Below are 14,825 nucleotides of genomic sequence, written 5' to 3' on the forward strand. Positions count from 1 at the left end.
CCTCATGGCGCTCAAATCCACCATCTTCAAGGCCGAACTGTCCGTGTCGGACATGGACCGGCCTTACTACGGCAGCCACAGCCTGACCATCGCCCAGCACCCGTCGGAGAACGACGCGCGCATGATGGTGCGCCTGCTGGCCTTTGCCTGCGAAGCCAGCGACACCCTGGCCTTTACCCGCGGCCTCGACGAACCCGACGAGCCCGACCTGTGGGACAAGCGCCTGACCGGCGACATCGCCCATTGGGTCGAACTGGGCCAGCCCGACGAAGCGCGCCTGAAGCGCGCCGCGGCGCGCGCCGAGCGCGTGACCGTCTACACCTACAACGCCGCGAGCGCGCGCGAGTGGTGGAAGGGCATGGCGGGCAAGGCCGGCAAGCTGCGCAACGTCACCGTCTACAATGTCCCGGCAGAGGCCGTCGACGCGCTGGCCGCGCTGGCGCAGCGCGCCATGCGCCTGTCGGTGACGATCCAGGACGGCGATATCTGGGTGGCCGACGACGACCGCAACGTACAACTGACGCTGGAAGTGCTCCAGCGCGCCCAAGCCTGAGCGCAGCGCCACTGCGCCCATCTTCCCTGTCCACGTCTTTTCCATCGCAAGGAAACCACGCCATGCAAACCACGCCCTCTGGCCTGCAATACGAAGACACCACCGTCGGCTCCGGCGCCGAAGCCACCGCCGGCAAGCACGTCACCGTGCACTACACCGGCTGGCTGTACGAGAACGGCCAGGCCGGCCGCAAGTTCGATTCGAGCAAGGACCGCAACGACCCGTTCGTGTTCCCGCTGGGTGCCGGCCATGTGATCCGCGGCTGGGACGAGGGAGTGCAGGGCATGAAGGTCGGCGGCGTGCGCCGCCTGGTGATTCCGGCCGACCTGGGCTATGGCGCGCGCGGCGCCGGCGGCGTGATTCCGCCGAACGCGACGCTGCTGTTTGAAGTGGAACTGCTGGCGGTCTGAAGCCGGCGATTCAAGTGCCCGGGCGCCCTGCCCGGGCGCATTCAGAAGCCGATGGCGGCGTTGCCGACATCGACGCGGACCTTGTCCCGGTCCAGCAGCCGCGCCGCATGGCGCGCATAGTCCTGCGCCCAGGCAGCATCGCCGGAGAAGCGCGCTTCTCCCGAGAACTTGGCGACATTCAGGATCTTGTCGATCACCAGCACCTTGCCCACCGGGCTCGATGCCTGGCAGTCCAGCTCGGTGTATTCCCGGTCGAACCAGCGCCAGGCGGCATCCTCGGTGACCGCGGCCAGCTCGTCCGTGCCGATCGTGAAGTCATATTCCTTGCCGCTGCCGAACACCACCGTAAGCGTACGTGCCATCGCAGGTTCCCCCTGGGTTGGATTGAGGCCCCATTGTAAGGACTCGGCGGCGCCAGCGGCGCGCAATTCGCACCGCATTGCGCGCCGGCCTGATCGTCGACAAGGAGCGGCAGCAGCGGCACGCGGCCCCGACCGTTGTCTGGCACCCACACCCCGACCGCTGACTCGGACAATTCCGAACAAAAGTGCCACTTGTGGCATTTCCCCGGCCCGCCCGGGACGCCGCTTTGATTTATGCTTGCAGCATGGCCATCACGCGACAGGACCTCGAATCCGACCGGCTGCGCACCTCGCTGTGCAGCACCCCGGTTGCGTCCTCGCTGTTGCCCGAGGCCGCGCTGGAGCAATCGCTGGCCGAGACGCTGGCGCGCCGCCCCCATGATCCCGCGCTCGGCGGCGATGTCTGGGTCTTCGGCTACGGCTCGCTGATCTGGAACCCGATGGTGGTGCACACCGAGCGCCAGCGCGCCACCGTGCACGGCTACCACCGCGGCTTCTACCTCTATTCCCGCATCAACCGCGGCACCTGGGACAATCCAGGACTGGTGCTCGGGCTCGACCGCGGCGGCTGCTGCCACGGCATGGTGTTCCGCGTGCCCAGCCATGTGGTCGAGCAGGAGTTCCGCGTGCTGTGGCGCCGCGAGATGCTGACCGGCGCCTACCATCCGCGCTGGCTGCGCATCCGCGTCGGCACCGGCGCGCCGGAGCAGCGCGCGCTGGCCTTCGTCATGAACCGCTCCCACGAGGCCTACGCCGGCCGGCTGCCCGACGCCAGCGTGGTCGAACGGCTGCGCCACGCCGCCGGCCTGTACGGCCCGGCGCGCGAATACCTGCAGCAAACCCTGCTGGGGCTGGCCACCAACGGTGTCGACGATCCCTACCTCGGGCGGCTCTGGCGCCAGCTGCAGGCAGGCGATGCCGCCGAACCCGACACCCGGGCGGGCCAGGCACCGGACCACCTCCCGCTGCCGGCCAGCCCTCACGAAACCGTCTGAACCCAGGAGCTGCCGCCATGACGCGCCCCGCCGCCCGCACCCGCAGACAGGCACTCAATGAGTTGCTGGGGCTGGCGGGCCTGCTGATGGGCGGCGGCCTGCTGGCGGCGCAGGGCGGCCAGACCCTGGCGGCGCGCCCGGCCGGCGGCGCGGCCAGCCCGGCGCGCCCGCCGCGCAACCCCGCCCCGCAGGCGCCGGCGCGCCGCGACGCCATCGGCACGCTCGACCGCAACCTGATCACCGCCGCCAGCGCCGGCGACCAGGCCCTGGTGTCGCGCCTGCTAGCCGCCGGGGCCTCGGCCCGCGCCGCCGACGAACGCGGCCGCAGCGCGCTGCTGGCGGCGGTGCAGAACCGCCGCACCGAGGTCGCGCGCATGCTGATGCTGGCGGGCGCCGACGTCAACCTGAAGGATGCCGAGGCCAACAGCCCGTTCCTGCTCGCCGCGGCCACCGGCCAGGCCGACATGGTGCGGCTGGCGCTGGCGCACGGCGCCGACCTCGCCAGCACCGACCGCTACCGTGGCACCGCGCTGATCGCGGCCAGCCAGCAGGGCCATGTGGAAGTGGTGAAGCTGCTGCTCAAGGCCGGCATCGCCGTCGACCACGTCAACGACCTGGGCTGGACCGCGCTGCTAGAAGCGGTGATCCTGGGGGATGGCAGCGCACGCTACGAGGATACGGTGCAGCTGCTGCTGGATGCGGGCGCGGACGCCAACCTGGCCGACCGCGAAGGCGTCACGCCCACGCGCCATGCGCGCGAGCGCGGCTACAAGACCATGGTGAAGATGCTGATGCGGGCGCGCGGGCACTGAGCCTGCGCACCCGGGATGCAACGGATGCCGCGCTTTCGTCCTATGCGCCTGCGCGCGCGTTCTCGCTTTCCTGCAGCTGCCGCCACATCACCTTGCCGGTGCCCGACTTCGGCAGCGCCTCGACGAACTCCACCACGCGCGGGTACTTGTAGGCGGCCATGTTGTCCTTGGCCCAGTCGATGATCTGCTCTGGCGTGGTCTTGCCTTTGGCATGGGCGCGCAGCACCACCACCGCCTTGACGGTCTCGCCGCGGTACGGGTCGCGCGTGCCGATGATGCAGGCCTCCTGCACGTCCGGATGCTTGTACAGCAGGTTTTCGACCTCGGCCGGCCACACCTTGAAGCCCGACGCATTGATCATGCGCTTGAGCCGGTCGGTGATGAAGTAATAGCCCTCTTCGTCCATGCGGCCCAGGTCGCCGGTGCGGAAGAAGGTCTTGCCCTCGAACTCGATGAAGGCCTCGCGCGTGGCCTCGTCCTTGCCCCAGTAGCCCTTGAACACCTGCGGGCCGCTGACGATGATCTCGCCGATCTCGTTGGGCGGCAGCTCCTTGAGCGTGACCGGGTCGATCACGCGCGCGTCGGTGTTGAAGGTCGGCACCCCCAGGCACTGCAGCTTGGGCCGGTCCGACGGGTTGCTGTGGGTCGGCGCCATGGTCTCGGACAGGCCGTAGCCCTCCAGGTAGTTCAGCCCGAACTGCTCGCGCAGCCGCTCGGCCACCGCCTGCGGCATGGCCGCGCCGCCGCCGCCGATATAGCGCAGGCTCGACAGGTCGAACTCGGCCAGGTTGGGGCTGGCCAGGAAGTCGATCACCATGGTCGGGATATTGGTCCAGTGCGTGACCTGGTAGCGCGAGATCAGCCGCCCCGCCACTTCGCGGTCCCAGCGCGGCAGCATCACCACGGTGGCGCCGCTGTAGATCGGGCCGTTCATGCCGTACTGCATGCCGGTGACGTGGAACAGCGGCAGCACCGACAGCACCACCGACTCCGCGCCCGAGCCCGACCAGGTCGCGCCGCCGACGATGTTGTGCATCACCGAGCGGTGGGTGTGGATGCAGCCCTTGGGGAAGCCGGTGGTGCCCGAGGTGTACGGCATCACCGCCATGTCGTCCGGGCCGGCGGTATGCGGCCCCGGCTGCAGGCCGGCGCCGAGCGCGTCGACCCACTTGGTCGCGCCGGCGGGCAACGGATGCGGCGTGGTCAGCCAGGCCGGCGGCGCGTCTTCCGGATGTTCGTGGGCCGGCGGCAGCGCGTCGGCGTATTGCGTCACCAGCAGGTGCTGCAGGCGCTGCGCCGGCTCCAGCTCGGCCTGCGCCTGCTCGACGCCGGCGGCGAGGTCGGCGGTGAAGATGGCCACGCGCGCCTGGGCGTCGGTGACGTAGTGCTTGAATTCCTCGGCGCGGTTCATCGGGTTGACCGGCACCACCACCGCGTCGGCGCGCAGGATGGCGTAGTAGCTGACGATGAACTGCGGGCAGTTCTGCATGTACAGCAGCACCCGGTCGCCCTTCTTCACGCCCGCCTGCTGCTGCAGCCAGCCGGCCAGCGCGGTGGCCTGCTCCTGCAGTTCACGGAAGCTGATGGCGTTGCCGAAATAACGGATCGCGGCCTTGTCGGCATAGCGCAGCGCCGAAACCTCCAGGTTGGCCCACAGCGACGTTTCCGGCAGCACGATGGCAGCGGGCAGGCGCTTTGGCCAGAACTGGAAATGCGGGCGGGCAGGGGTCGGCATGAAGGGTCTCCTGTGCGGTCTCGCGGACCGGGTCTGTCGTATGGTCAAGGACTATAACCGAACGATCGTTCTATTTTCAACCGGTGACTTCCCGGACTGCGGCACGCCGCCGGCGGCAACTAGCGGCAACCAGCGGCAGCCGGCGTTGCATTCGGCGCCTTCGCCCTCACAATAGGGGGATCGATTCCCTATTTTTCTCTCCCGACCAGGATTCCCCATGAGCGACGTCACCCTGCAGAATTTCGAAACCGAAGTGATCGACGCCTCGCGCCAGACGCCGGTGCTGGTCGATTTCTGGGCCCCGTGGTGCGGGCCCTGCCGCACGCTCGGCCCGATGCTGGAACGCCTGGAGGCCGAGGCGAACGGCCAGTGGAAGCTGGCCAAGGTCAATGTCGACGAGAACCAGGAGCTGGCCGCGCACTTCGGCGTGCGCAGCATTCCGCATGTGGTGGCGATTGCCGACGGCCAGGCCGTCGACCAGTTCACCGGCGTGCTGCCGGAATCGGGCCTGCGCGAGTTCCTGGACCGGCTCGCGCCGGGCCAGGCCAGCTCGCCGCTGGACGACGCGCTGGCACTGGCCGCCGCCGGCAACCGCGACGGCGCCGAGACCCTGTTCGCCGATGCGATCGCGGCGGATCCGGAATCCGATGCCGCGCGCCTGGCCTATATCGGCTTCCTGCTGGACGGCAACGCGGTCGACCGCGCCCGGGCCGAGTTCGAGGCGCTGTCGCCGCGGGCGGAACAGGCAGACGGCTACGGCGCGCTGCGCACCCGCATCGAGGCCATGGAGAACGCCGCCGGCCTGCCCGATGCGGCCACCCTGCTGGGCCGCATCGACGCCGATCCGCGCGACCTTGCCGCGCGCATGGACCTGGCGCGGCTGATGATCGCGCAGCAGCAATACGAGCCGGCGCTGGAGCAGCTGCTGGCGATCGTGCGCACCGACCGCGGCTTCGAGGACGATATCGGCCGCCGCACCATGCTGTCGGTATTCGAGATGCTGGCCGACCGGCCCGAGGTGGTGTCGCGCTGGCGCCGCCAGCTGAGCACGTCGCTGAACTGACGGCGGCGCAGGCTCGAGCGGTAAACTGGCGGATTCTCAGTTTCTCCCCGACTCACCCGCTGCCATGACCGCGCCCCGCCTGATCGACTTCAAGACCGAACCCGCCCCCAGCCACGACCGCCCGCGCCCCGACCGGCTGGTGGCGGGCAATCCGGACCGCACCACCTGGACGCACTACAGCGCGCAGCATGGCGATTTCGATTGCGGTATCTGGGCGTGCGAGCCGGGCGCCTGGCGCATCGCCTTCCCGGCCGGCAAGGAAGAGTTCTTCCACGTCATCAGCGGCCGCATCCGCATCAGCGACGACAGCGGCCAGGCCAGCGAATTCGGCCCCGGCGATGCCTGCGTGATCCCGGGCGGCTTTAGCGGCGTGTTCCAGGTGCTGGACCCGGTGCGCAAATATTTCGTGGTGATCGACCGCGACGCGGCGCGCCAGGCCTGAGCGCCAGGTCTGAACCCACATCGGCGGCAATCATGCCGCCGTGGCGGGACCTTCGATCAGCGTGAAGCCGTTGTCGCGCATATGTTCGACCATCATCGCGTCCATCGACTTGACGTGATGGTCGAACCAGCCTGACAGCTCGGCCACCAGCCGGCGGCCAAGCTGGAACTCGGCATCGCTGTGCACCTTGTCGCGCACCGCGACCGCCACCGCCAGCACCTGCTGGTGCTCGCCCGCGTGGCAATGGCGCGGGCCGAAGCCCATGGCTTCCATCCACTGCTCTTCCTGGGCGAAATGATGGCGGGTATGGTCGATCCAGGCGTCCATCGCCGCCAGGAAGGCGTCGTCGTCGGCGCTGGCAACCGCCGCCAGCAGCTGCACGAATTCGGCGTGGGTGGCGTCGGTGACCGGTTCGCCCAGGTGCAGGTGGTCGGGCAGGCCGGCGGAGGAAAGCTGGTCTTTGGCGTGCATGGGAGGCGGCGGCAAGCGTGGAGAAAAACGGCAAGGATACCGAATCGGCGCGGCCCGGGCCTGATCTGGCGCAAGCGAGCGGGTATGCTGTTGGTCGATGCGCCCCGTCCATCACCCAACGCTTTCGCTCATGCCACGACTGATTTTCTTCTGCGGCCATGCCGGCACCGGCAAGACTACCCTCGCCCACCGCCTGACCGGCCCGCTGATGCAGGCCACCGGCGAACCCTTCTGCCTGCTCGACAAGGACACGCTGTACGGCCGCTACAGCGCCGCGGCCATGGCCGCGATCACCGGCGACCCCAACGACCGCGACAGCCCGGCCTACCTGGAGCACCTGCGCGACCCCGAATACCAGGGCCTGCTCGACACCGCGCGCGAGAACCTGGCGCTGGGTATCAGCGCGATCGTGATCGGGCCGCTGTCGCGCGAGGTCCGCGCCCACCTGCTGAACGACCCCGACTGGCTGCACGTGCCCGCCGGCACCACGGTACGCACGGTGTGGGTCCACCTGCCCGAGGACGAGGCCCACGCGCGCATCGTCCGCCGCGGCAACCCCAACGACGCCTACAAGCTGGCGCACTGGGACGCGTACCGGACCCGGCGCTTCATGCCCGCGCCCGCCGACTATCCGGAACTGATCTTTTTCGACAACCAGGCACCGGGGCAGGCCGAGATCGACGCACTGCTGCGCGCGCTGAGCGCCTGAACGCCTGAACGGCTGAACGGCGCGGGCGGCGCAAGGCCTCAGCCGCGCGCGATCGCGCCGATCACCGCCGACGCCGCGACAAAACCGAACACCGCCGTCACCGCCACCGACGAGCCGAAGCCGGCGCACGCCAGCCCTTGCGGCCCGCGCGCGGCGGGCTGGCCTGCCGGCCCCTCCGGCGGCGGCGCCTCGTCGATCTCGCAGGCCTGCTGCTCGGGTTCCGGGTATTGCAGCGGCTCGTCGGAATAGACCGCTGCAATGCCGAACTTCTTTTTCGGGTCGCGGGTAAAGCCCCACTGCTTGCGCAGGCCGGCGCGCACCTTGGACAGCAGCGGATCCTGGATCGTGCGCGCGAGATCGTCGATGCGCACGCGCGTGGGGTCGAGCTGGCCGCCGGCGCCGCCGCAGGTGATCACCGGCACGCCCTGGCGCCTGGCCCAGCCCAGCATGGCGGTCTTCACCCGCACCGCGTCGATGGCGTCGATCACGTAGTCATAGCCGGCGCCGAGCAGGTCCGGCACGTTGTCGACAGTGACGAAGTCGTCGACCTGGCTCACGCGGCAGCGCGGGTTGATGGCGACGATGCGCTCGGCCATGGCCTCGACCTTGGCACGCCCGTAGGCGTCGCCCAGCGCATGGATCTGGCGGTTGGTGTTGGACAGCGCGATATGGTCCAGGTCGATCAGCGTGATGCGGCCCACCGCGTTGCGCGCCAGCGCCTCGGCCGCCCAGCTGCCGACCCCGCCGATGCCGACCACGCACACGCTGGCCGCCTCCAGCCGGGCCAACCCGGCGGCGCCGTAGAGCCGCGCCACGCCGCCGAAGCGGCGATGGTAGTCGTCGTCGGCGGGGCTTTCGTGGGTCAGCGGCTCGGGCAGGCCGGCCAGCTCGTGTGCGGCATCGTTCATACGAAAAGGAGCGGATCCGGGGACGCGGGCGATGCCGGGCGCGGCCATGCCGGGGCAAAAAATCCGGCATTTTCCGGCGGCGATGTCAGCCAGTCCCCGACAAGGACGGGAAGCGCGCAACTATACAATAGACCTGCAGTGGTCCGTTCGCCGCGCCGCGCCGCGTGGGGTCCGCGGGCCCTCGCCCCCGCCAGCCAGGAGCCCGCCTCATGCCCGTGCGCCGCAAGGTCGTTCTGTGGAGTGTCCTGACACCGGTCGCGCTGATCGCGCTGCTGGTGGTCGTGATCCTGACCTTCGACTGGAACCGGATCAAGCCCTGGCTCAACGACCGCGTCTCCGAAGCCATCGGCCGCCCCTTTGCCATCAATGGCGACCTGACCGTGACCTGGCGCCGCGGCGAGGGCGAGAAAGGCTGGCGCACGCTGGTGCCGTGGCCGCGGCTGTCGGCGCGCGACATCACCGTCGGCAACCCCGACTGGGCCGCGCAGCCCAATCTGGCGACCGTGCGCGAGCTGATCTTCGTGCTGCGCCCGCTGCCGCTGCTGGCCAACGAGATCGCGGTGCCGACCATCGTCATCGACAGCCCGGCGGTATGGCTGGAGCGCCTGGCCGACAGCCGCAACAACTGGACCTTCGACACCGGCCCGAAAGAGGGCACCTCGAAATGGCGGCTGGATGTCGGCGAGGTGGTGCTGGCGCGCGGCAACCTGGCGCTGACCGACCAGCTCAAGAAGATCTCGCTGCAGGCGGAACTCGACACCATCGGCAATGCGCCGCTCTATGACAAGGCGCGCGACGGCGCGCTGGTCGAGCCGCAGGCCTCGGCCGTGCCACCCGGGCCGCCGGGCAGCGCCGCGCAGGCGGCCTCGGCGCCGCGCGCAGGCGGCCCGGCCTCGGCGGCGCCCGCCAACGGCGGCGACGGCCGCTATGGCGTGCGCTGGAAAGCGACCGGGCGCTACAACGAGGCCACCATCAACGCCAGCGGCAAGGCCGGCACGGTGCTGAGCTTGCGCAATACCGACGTGCCGTTCCCGATCCAGGCCGATGTGCGCGTGGGCACCACGCGCGCGCAGATCGAAGGCACCGTCACCAACCCCGCGCACCTGGCGGCGCTGGACGTACACCTGACCCTGGCCGGCGACAGCATGGCCAGGCTCTACGCGCTGACCGGCGTGGTGCTGCCATCGACGCCGCCCTACCAGACCCGCGGCCGGCTGATGGCGACGCTGCGCAAGGAGGGCTCGATCTACGAGTACCAGAAGTTCACCGGCCGCGTCGGCGGCAGCGACCTGTCGGGCACGCTCACCTTCACCAAGCGCGACCCGCGCCCGCTGCTGGCCGGCAACCTGGTGTCGAACCAGCTGCGCTTCGTCGACCTGGCCCCGCTGATCGGCGCCGACGCCAAGCCCGGCCGCCCGGCCAAGGACAGCGCGGTGGCCCAGCCGGCGGACAAGGCGCTGCCGGTGGCGCCGTTCCGCACCGAGCGCTGGGACGAGATCGACGCCGACGTGCACTTCACCGGCAAGCGCATCATCCGCGACGCCGAGCTGCCGATCTCCGACCTGGTCACGCACGTAAAGCTGCAGGACGGCGTGCTGCTGCTCGACCCGCTCAACTTCGGCGTCGCCGGCGGCAACCTGGTGTCGACCGTGCGGCTCGACGGCAAGCGCGAGCCCATGGGCGCGATGGTCGACCTGAAGGCGCGGCGCATGAAGCTCAAGCAGCTGTTCCCGACCTTCGACCTGATGCGCGCCAGCATCGGCGAACTCAATGGCAGCGCCAAGCTGTCGGCCACCGGCAACTCGGTGGCGGCGCTGCTGGGCTCGTCCAACGGCGAGGCGCGGCTGCTGGTCGAGAACGGCACGGTCAGCAAGTTCCTGCTCGAGGCGATCGGCCTGAATGTCGGCAGCCTGGTGGTGTCGAAGCTGTTCGGCGACAAGCCGGTGCAGATCAACTGCGCCGTCAGCGACTTCGCCATGACCGACGGCGTGGCGCGCGCGCGCACCTTCGTGCTCGACACCCAGGACGCGGTGATCGAGACCACCGGCGGCATCGACCTGCGCAGCGAACGGCTGGCGCTGACCATCCACCCGGACTCCAAGGGCCTGCGCATCTTCTCGCTGCGCTCGCCGCTGTATGTCGGCGGCACCATGAAGGATCCGCGCGTCAGCCCCGATATCGGCGTGCTGGCGCTGCGCGCCGGCGGTGCGCTGTCGCTGGCGCTGCTGGCGCCGGTCGCCACCGCGGTGCTGCCGCTGCTCGACCTCTCGCCCGGCGGCGACGACACGCAGTGCGCCAGGCTGCTGGCCGAACTACGCAAGCGCCCCACCGCGCCGCCGCCGGGCAAGACCTACAAGGACCCGAAAGCCGCGGCAGCACCCGATGCCGCCGCCGGCGCGGACGCCACTGCCAGGCGTCCCGGTAAGCCCGCGGCCGAAGCCCGTGCCGCCGGCAAGGCCCCCGCTGCCAGCCGGCAACAGCCGCCCCGGCCCGCCGCCCAGCGCCCGCCGCAGCGCCCGGCCAACGAGCGCACGCCGCAGCGCCCAAGCAACGACCGGTCGTTCTACCAGGGCGGATAGTCCCCCACTCCCTGCCCGCACCGTTTAAACAAAATCGCAACACTTGGCACCGCTGCGGCAAGTTGACGCACGTTGTCGTTGTGCCGCGCCGCGCCCGGGCGCATAATTAAACGGCCATTTACAAGAACCTCAAGCATGGCAAGCATCGGCTGCGACGCGGGCCCGCCCGTGTGGCATCCTTGAGAAGGCGCGGCTGCGGCCGCCCTTTGTTTTTGCTGCCTGTGTTGCGGCCATTTTTCCGATTCACCGCCCTGGTACGGCACCCTGCCGCTACCGGACGCGTTCACCAACGCTCCGCCCCGCCCCATGACGCTGACGCATGCCGCCGTCCCGCCGATCACCTGGCTGATCGCACTGACGGTGTGCAACCACGTGGCCTTCAATGCCAGCCGCGTGGTGGTGTCGCTGTTCGCGATTTCCCTCAAGGCCTCCACCGTCACGCTGGGCGTGCTGATGTCGCTGTACGCGCTGCTGCCGATGCTGCTGGCGATCCGCGCCGGCAAGCGCATCGACCAGATCGGTCCGCGCAAGCCGATGATGGCGGGCTCGCTGATGGTGGTGGCCGGCACGCTGCTGCCGGCGCTGTGGCACGAGCTGGGCGCGCTGTACCTGTCGTGCGCGCTGATCGGGGTCGGCTTCATGCTGGTCCAGGTGGCGATGCAGCTGCTGATCGGGCAGGTCTCGACCGATGCCACCCGGCTGCGCAACTACACCTGGCATGCGCTCGGGCTGTCGGTGTCCGGCACGCTCGGGCCGGTGGCGATGGGCTACGTGATCGAGCATGCGGGCTTCCGCCCCGCCTTCGCCGTGCTGGTGGTGGTGGCATTGGCGGGCCAGGCCGGCCTGCAATGGGTGCGTCCGCGGCTGCCCGCGCAGGGCGGCAACGCTGGGCGCATCGCCATCGCGGACGGCACCCGCCATTCCACGCTGGACCTGCTGCAGCATCCCGAACTGCGCGCGGTTTTCGTCGCCAGCGCGGTGCTGTCGGCCGCGTGGGACCTGCACGCGTTCCTGATCCCGATCCAGGGCTCGCGCATCGGGCTGTCGCCGTCGTCGATCGGCTGGGTGCTGGGCGCATTCGCCATCGCCACCTTTGCCATCCGGGTGGCAATGCCGGCGGTGTCGCGCCGGCTGTCGGAATGGAAAATCATCCGTGCCGCCCTGCTGGTGGGCGCGCTGGCCTACCTGGCCTATCCCTTCGTCGCCCACTTCTGGCTGATGTGCGCACTGGCCTTCGTGCTGGGCCTGGCGCTGGGCAGCGCGCAGCCCAATGTCATGAACATCCTGCACACCGCGTCGCCGCACGGCCGCGCGGGCGAGGCGCTGGGCCTGCGCTCGGCGGTGCTGAACACCAGCCAGGTGGTCTGGCCGCTCACCTTCGGCGTGGTCGGCACGGCGCTGGGCATGCTGCCGATCTTCCTGTCGATGGCGGGGGCGATGGGCGCGGCCGGCTACTATTCACGCCGCCAGGGGCGCAAGGCGCTGGCGCCGCCGGCGCAGCCTACCGCCGGCGGGTAACGCGCCCGGGAGCGCCGGTCGGGCTTGTCGCCACGCAAATGCGGCCCCCGATGCATTCGCTATACTCGAATCAGCCGGACCCGCGCTCTGCCCCCGGGCGCACCGCGCTTCCGGACCGATTCCCTGATGATTGCGACATGACCCAACTTGCCGACCTGCGCCGCACCTATGTGCTGGGCGCGCTGTCCGAATCCGACGTGGCCCCCGACCCGATGAGCCAGTTCAGGCGCTGGTTCGACGAAGCGGTCACGGCCAAGCTGCCTGAACCCAATGCCATGACCCTGGCCACGGTCGATGCCGACGGCCAGCCGTCGGCGCGCATCGTGCTGCTCAAGGGCATCGACGACCGCGGCTTTACCTTCTTCACCAATTACGAAAGCCGCAAGGGCCTGGACCTGGCGGCAAACCCGCGCGCCGCGCTGCTGTTCCACTGGGTCCAGCTGGAGCGCCAGGTGCGCGTTGAAGGCCGCGTCGAAAAGGTCTCCGACGACGAAAGCGACGCCTATTTCGCCACGCGCCCGCTGGGCTCGCGCGTGGGCGCCTGGGCTTCGGCGCAAAGCCGGGAGGTCACCGGCCGCGACGTGCTGGAGCAGCGCGAGCAGGAATACCGCAGCAAGTTCGGCGAGAACCCGCCGCGCCCGCCCTACTGGGGCGGCTACCGCCTGGTGCCGACCGCGCTGGAATTCTGGCAGGGGCGGCCGTCGCGGCTGCATGACCGCATCGCCTACCGGGCCCAGCCAGGCACGGGCTGGCAGATCGTGCGGCTGTCGCCCTGAGCCGGGTTGCGGACGCCGCGCGCGTCCGCGCTGATGCGTCCATGCCTCTACCGGGACGACGGCAGGGTCTTCCGGCGGTGCGCTGCACGGGCTGCGGAATTGGACTAAAGTGAGACAGGCGTCGCTTGGCTACTCTTTTCTTGCAGCGCTCGCGACGGATCGGGCAAGGTTTGCGCGCAGTTCCTCCTTGCCGGATGCGTCCGCCGAAGCGTGTGCCGCAACCATCGGGAGGTAAAGCGCATGTTTTTCAAGCAAACCCTGGAAAAGCAACTCGACAACTGGATCGCCGACCTGCGCGAAAACGCCAATCTGCCGGTCAGCCTGCGGCTGTGGAATGGCGCCGAATACCCGCTCGGGCAATTCGACAAGCCGGTGGTGACCCTGACCGTGCGCGAAGCCGCGGCCCTTCCTCTGTTGCTGACCCCCAGCCTCGACAACCTGGGCGAGGCGTACGTCCAGGGCAAGATCGATTTCGACGGCCGGCTGGCCGACATCATCAAGGTGGGCTACGGCTTCTCGGCCGCGGCCACGCGGCGCGCCGGCGGCGCGCTGTACAAGGTGGCGCAGCATTTCTCGCATACCAAGCAGGAAGACAAGGAGTCGATCCAGTACCACTACGACGTCTCCAACGACTTCTACCAGCTCTGGCTCGATCCCAACATGGTCTATTCCTGCGCCTACTTCGAAAACGGCGACGAAGACCTGGCCACTGCGCAGATCAAGAAGATCGACCACATCCTGACCAAGATCCGGCTGCAGCCGGGCCAGACGCTGCTCGACATCGGCTGCGGCTGGGGCGCGCTGGTGCTGCGCGCGGCGCAGAAGTTCGGCGCGCGCTGCGTCGGCATCACGCTGTCGCAGAACCAGTTCGACCTGGCCACCGAGCGCGTCAGGGCCGCCGGCCTGTCCGACCGCATCGAGATCCGGCTGCAGGACTACCGCGACACCACCGGCACCTTCGACCGCATCACCAGCGTCGGCATGTTCGAGCATGTGGGCAAGGACAACCTGCCCGGCTACTTCGGCCGCATCCGCGAGCTGCTGGCCGACGACGGCTTCGCCATGAACCACGGCATCACCTCGCCCGACCCCGACAATGGCGCCACGCCGATGGATGGCGCCGAGTTCATGGACCGCTACGTGTTCCCGCAGGGCGAGCTGCCGCATATCGGGCTGGTGCTGCGCACGCTGCAGCAGGGCGGCCTGGAAGCCTTCGACGTCGAGCTGCTGCGCCGTCACTACGCGCGCACGCTGCACCACTGGGCCGACCACTTCGAGGCGCGCGGCGATACCATCCGCAGCATGGTCGGCGAGAAGAAGTACCGCATCTGGCGCGTCTACCTGGCCGGCTGCGCGCACGCCTTCGAGACCGAGAAGATGTCGATCTACCAGGTGTTGTGCCACAAGTCCGGGCTGCAGGCCGACTCGCTGCCGTGGTCGCGCCGCTATATCTACGAACAGCCCATCGGCCGCAACGACTGAAGGCAACCGA

15 protein-coding genes are annotated in these 14,825 nt (G+C 69.5%); 11 read left to right on the forward strand and 4 right to left on the reverse strand.

The annotated features are described in order from the left end of the window. Positions 1–4 precede the first annotated feature (4 nt). Together A2G96_RS17525 and A2G96_RS17530 are read left to right on the forward strand one after the other, a co-directional pair. The gene (locus A2G96_RS17525) at positions 5–553 is read left to right on the forward strand and encodes a YaeQ family protein (protein WP_062801359.1); all 549 of its coding nucleotides are present in this window, start codon (positions 5–7) and stop codon (positions 551–553) included. A gap of 62 nt (positions 554–615) precedes the next feature. Continuing rightward, positions 616–963, forward strand: coding sequence for an FKBP-type peptidyl-prolyl cis-trans isomerase (locus A2G96_RS17530; protein ID WP_018008195.1), 348 nt, complete (start codon positions 616–618; stop codon positions 961–963). Positions 964–1,004: 41 nt separating this feature from the next. Here A2G96_RS17530 and A2G96_RS17535 read toward each other — a convergent pair whose 3' ends face one another. Beyond that, on the reverse strand, positions 1,005–1,325 hold the full coding sequence (locus A2G96_RS17535) for a hypothetical protein (RefSeq protein ID WP_062801360.1): 321 nt from the start codon (positions 1,323–1,325) through the stop codon (positions 1,005–1,007). 245 nt (positions 1,326–1,570) lie between these two features. On the opposite strand from A2G96_RS17535, the gene A2G96_RS17540 reads away from it, so the two are divergent. Next, positions 1,571–2,320, forward strand: coding sequence for a gamma-glutamylcyclotransferase (locus A2G96_RS17540; RefSeq protein WP_062801361.1), 750 nt, complete (start codon positions 1,571–1,573; stop codon positions 2,318–2,320). 17 nt (positions 2,321–2,337) lie between these two features. Continuing rightward, entirely contained in the window at positions 2,338–3,132 is a 795-nt protein-coding gene (locus A2G96_RS17545; RefSeq protein ID WP_082818996.1) for an ankyrin repeat domain-containing protein, read from the forward strand. A 40-nt stretch (positions 3,133–3,172) separates the two neighbouring features. Here A2G96_RS17545 and A2G96_RS17550 read toward each other — a convergent pair whose 3' ends face one another. Then, positions 3,173–4,867: a long-chain fatty acid--CoA ligase gene (locus tag A2G96_RS17550; RefSeq protein WP_062801362.1), complete on the reverse strand. Its 1,695-nt coding sequence runs from the start codon at positions 4,865–4,867 to the stop codon at positions 3,173–3,175. A 217-nt stretch (positions 4,868–5,084) separates the two neighbouring features. On the opposite strand from A2G96_RS17550, the gene trxA reads away from it, so the two are divergent. Beyond that, the gene (gene trxA, locus A2G96_RS17555) at positions 5,085–5,930 is read left to right on the forward strand and encodes a thioredoxin (RefSeq protein ID WP_062801363.1); all 846 of its coding nucleotides are present in this window, start codon (positions 5,085–5,087) and stop codon (positions 5,928–5,930) included. Between the two features lie 64 nt (positions 5,931–5,994). After that, a complete protein-coding gene (locus A2G96_RS17560) occupies positions 5,995–6,372 on the forward strand; it encodes a cupin domain-containing protein (RefSeq protein WP_062801364.1) in 378 nt (125 codons plus the stop codon). Between the two features lie 30 nt (positions 6,373–6,402). On the opposite strand, the gene A2G96_RS17565 is transcribed toward A2G96_RS17560, so the two are convergent. After that, the gene (locus tag A2G96_RS17565; RefSeq protein ID WP_062801365.1) at positions 6,403–6,843 is read right to left on the reverse strand and encodes a bacteriohemerythrin; all 441 of its coding nucleotides are present in this window, start codon (positions 6,841–6,843) and stop codon (positions 6,403–6,405) included. 130 nt (positions 6,844–6,973) lie between these two features. Here A2G96_RS17565 and A2G96_RS17570 point away from each other — a divergent pair, with 130 nt between their 5' ends. Next, complete coding sequence (locus A2G96_RS17570; RefSeq protein ID WP_062801366.1) at positions 6,974–7,552, forward strand: P-loop nucleotide/nucleoside kinase family protein; 579 nt, start codon at positions 6,974–6,976, stop codon at positions 7,550–7,552. 38 nt (positions 7,553–7,590) lie between these two features. Here A2G96_RS17570 and tcdA read toward each other — a convergent pair whose 3' ends face one another. Further along, entirely contained in the window at positions 7,591–8,460 is an 870-nt protein-coding gene (gene tcdA, locus A2G96_RS17575; RefSeq protein WP_082818997.1) for a tRNA cyclic N6-threonylcarbamoyladenosine(37) synthase TcdA, read from the reverse strand. Between the two features lie 209 nt (positions 8,461–8,669). On the opposite strand from tcdA, the gene A2G96_RS17580 reads away from it, so the two are divergent. From A2G96_RS17580 to A2G96_RS17595, 4 genes are all read left to right on the forward strand, one after another. Further along, positions 8,670–11,039, forward strand: a complete 2,370-nt coding sequence (locus tag A2G96_RS17580; protein ID WP_062801367.1) for an AsmA family protein — start codon at positions 8,670–8,672, stop codon at positions 11,037–11,039. Positions 11,040–11,345: 306 nt separating this feature from the next. Then, a complete protein-coding gene (locus A2G96_RS17585; protein WP_062801368.1) occupies positions 11,346–12,557 on the forward strand; it encodes an MFS transporter in 1,212 nt (403 codons plus the stop codon). Positions 12,558–12,694: 137 nt separating this feature from the next. Beyond that, the gene (pdxH, locus tag A2G96_RS17590) at positions 12,695–13,333 is read left to right on the forward strand and encodes a pyridoxamine 5'-phosphate oxidase (protein ID WP_062801369.1); all 639 of its coding nucleotides are present in this window, start codon (positions 12,695–12,697) and stop codon (positions 13,331–13,333) included. Positions 13,334–13,573: 240 nt separating this feature from the next. Beyond that, a complete protein-coding gene (locus A2G96_RS17595; protein WP_062801370.1) occupies positions 13,574–14,815 on the forward strand; it encodes an SAM-dependent methyltransferase in 1,242 nt (413 codons plus the stop codon). The last annotated feature ends 10 nt before the right edge of the window (positions 14,816–14,825 follow it).

This window comes from Cupriavidus nantongensis, from assembly GCF_001598055.1.
GTDB classification, from domain to species: domain Bacteria; phylum Pseudomonadota; class Gammaproteobacteria; order Burkholderiales; family Burkholderiaceae; genus Cupriavidus; species Cupriavidus nantongensis.

Coding starts and splice junctions, on each gene's coding strand:
- A2G96_RS17545 (WP_082818996.1), top strand. CDS start 2,338: ATGACGCGCCCCGCCGCCCGCACCCGCAGACAGGCACTCAATGAGTTG.
- A2G96_RS17525 (WP_062801359.1), top strand. CDS start 5: ATGGCGCTCAAATCCACCATCTTCAAGGCCGAACTGTCCGTGTCGGAC.
- A2G96_RS17565 (WP_062801365.1), bottom strand. CDS start 6,843: ATGCACGCCAAAGACCAGCTTTCCTCCGCCGGCCTGCCCGACCACCTG.
- A2G96_RS17560 (WP_062801364.1), top strand. CDS start 5,995: ATGACCGCGCCCCGCCTGATCGACTTCAAGACCGAACCCGCCCCCAGC.
- A2G96_RS17550 (WP_062801362.1), bottom strand. CDS start 4,867: ATGCCGACCCCTGCCCGCCCGCATTTCCAGTTCTGGCCAAAGCGCCTG.
- A2G96_RS17585 (WP_062801368.1), top strand. CDS start 11,346: ATGACGCTGACGCATGCCGCCGTCCCGCCGATCACCTGGCTGATCGCA.
- tcdA (WP_082818997.1), bottom strand. CDS start 8,460: ATGAACGATGCCGCACACGAGCTGGCCGGCCTGCCCGAGCCGCTGACC.
- A2G96_RS17540 (WP_062801361.1), top strand. CDS start 1,571: ATGGCCATCACGCGACAGGACCTCGAATCCGACCGGCTGCGCACCTCG.
- pdxH (WP_062801369.1), top strand. CDS start 12,695: ATGACCCAACTTGCCGACCTGCGCCGCACCTATGTGCTGGGCGCGCTG.
- A2G96_RS17595 (WP_062801370.1), top strand. CDS start 13,574: ATGTTTTTCAAGCAAACCCTGGAAAAGCAACTCGACAACTGGATCGCC.
- A2G96_RS17570 (WP_062801366.1), top strand. CDS start 6,974: ATGCCACGACTGATTTTCTTCTGCGGCCATGCCGGCACCGGCAAGACT.
- A2G96_RS17530 (WP_018008195.1), top strand. CDS start 616: ATGCAAACCACGCCCTCTGGCCTGCAATACGAAGACACCACCGTCGGC.
- trxA (WP_062801363.1), top strand. CDS start 5,085: ATGAGCGACGTCACCCTGCAGAATTTCGAAACCGAAGTGATCGACGCC.
- A2G96_RS17580 (WP_062801367.1), top strand. CDS start 8,670: ATGCCCGTGCGCCGCAAGGTCGTTCTGTGGAGTGTCCTGACACCGGTC.
- A2G96_RS17535 (WP_062801360.1), bottom strand. CDS start 1,325: ATGGCACGTACGCTTACGGTGGTGTTCGGCAGCGGCAAGGAATATGAC.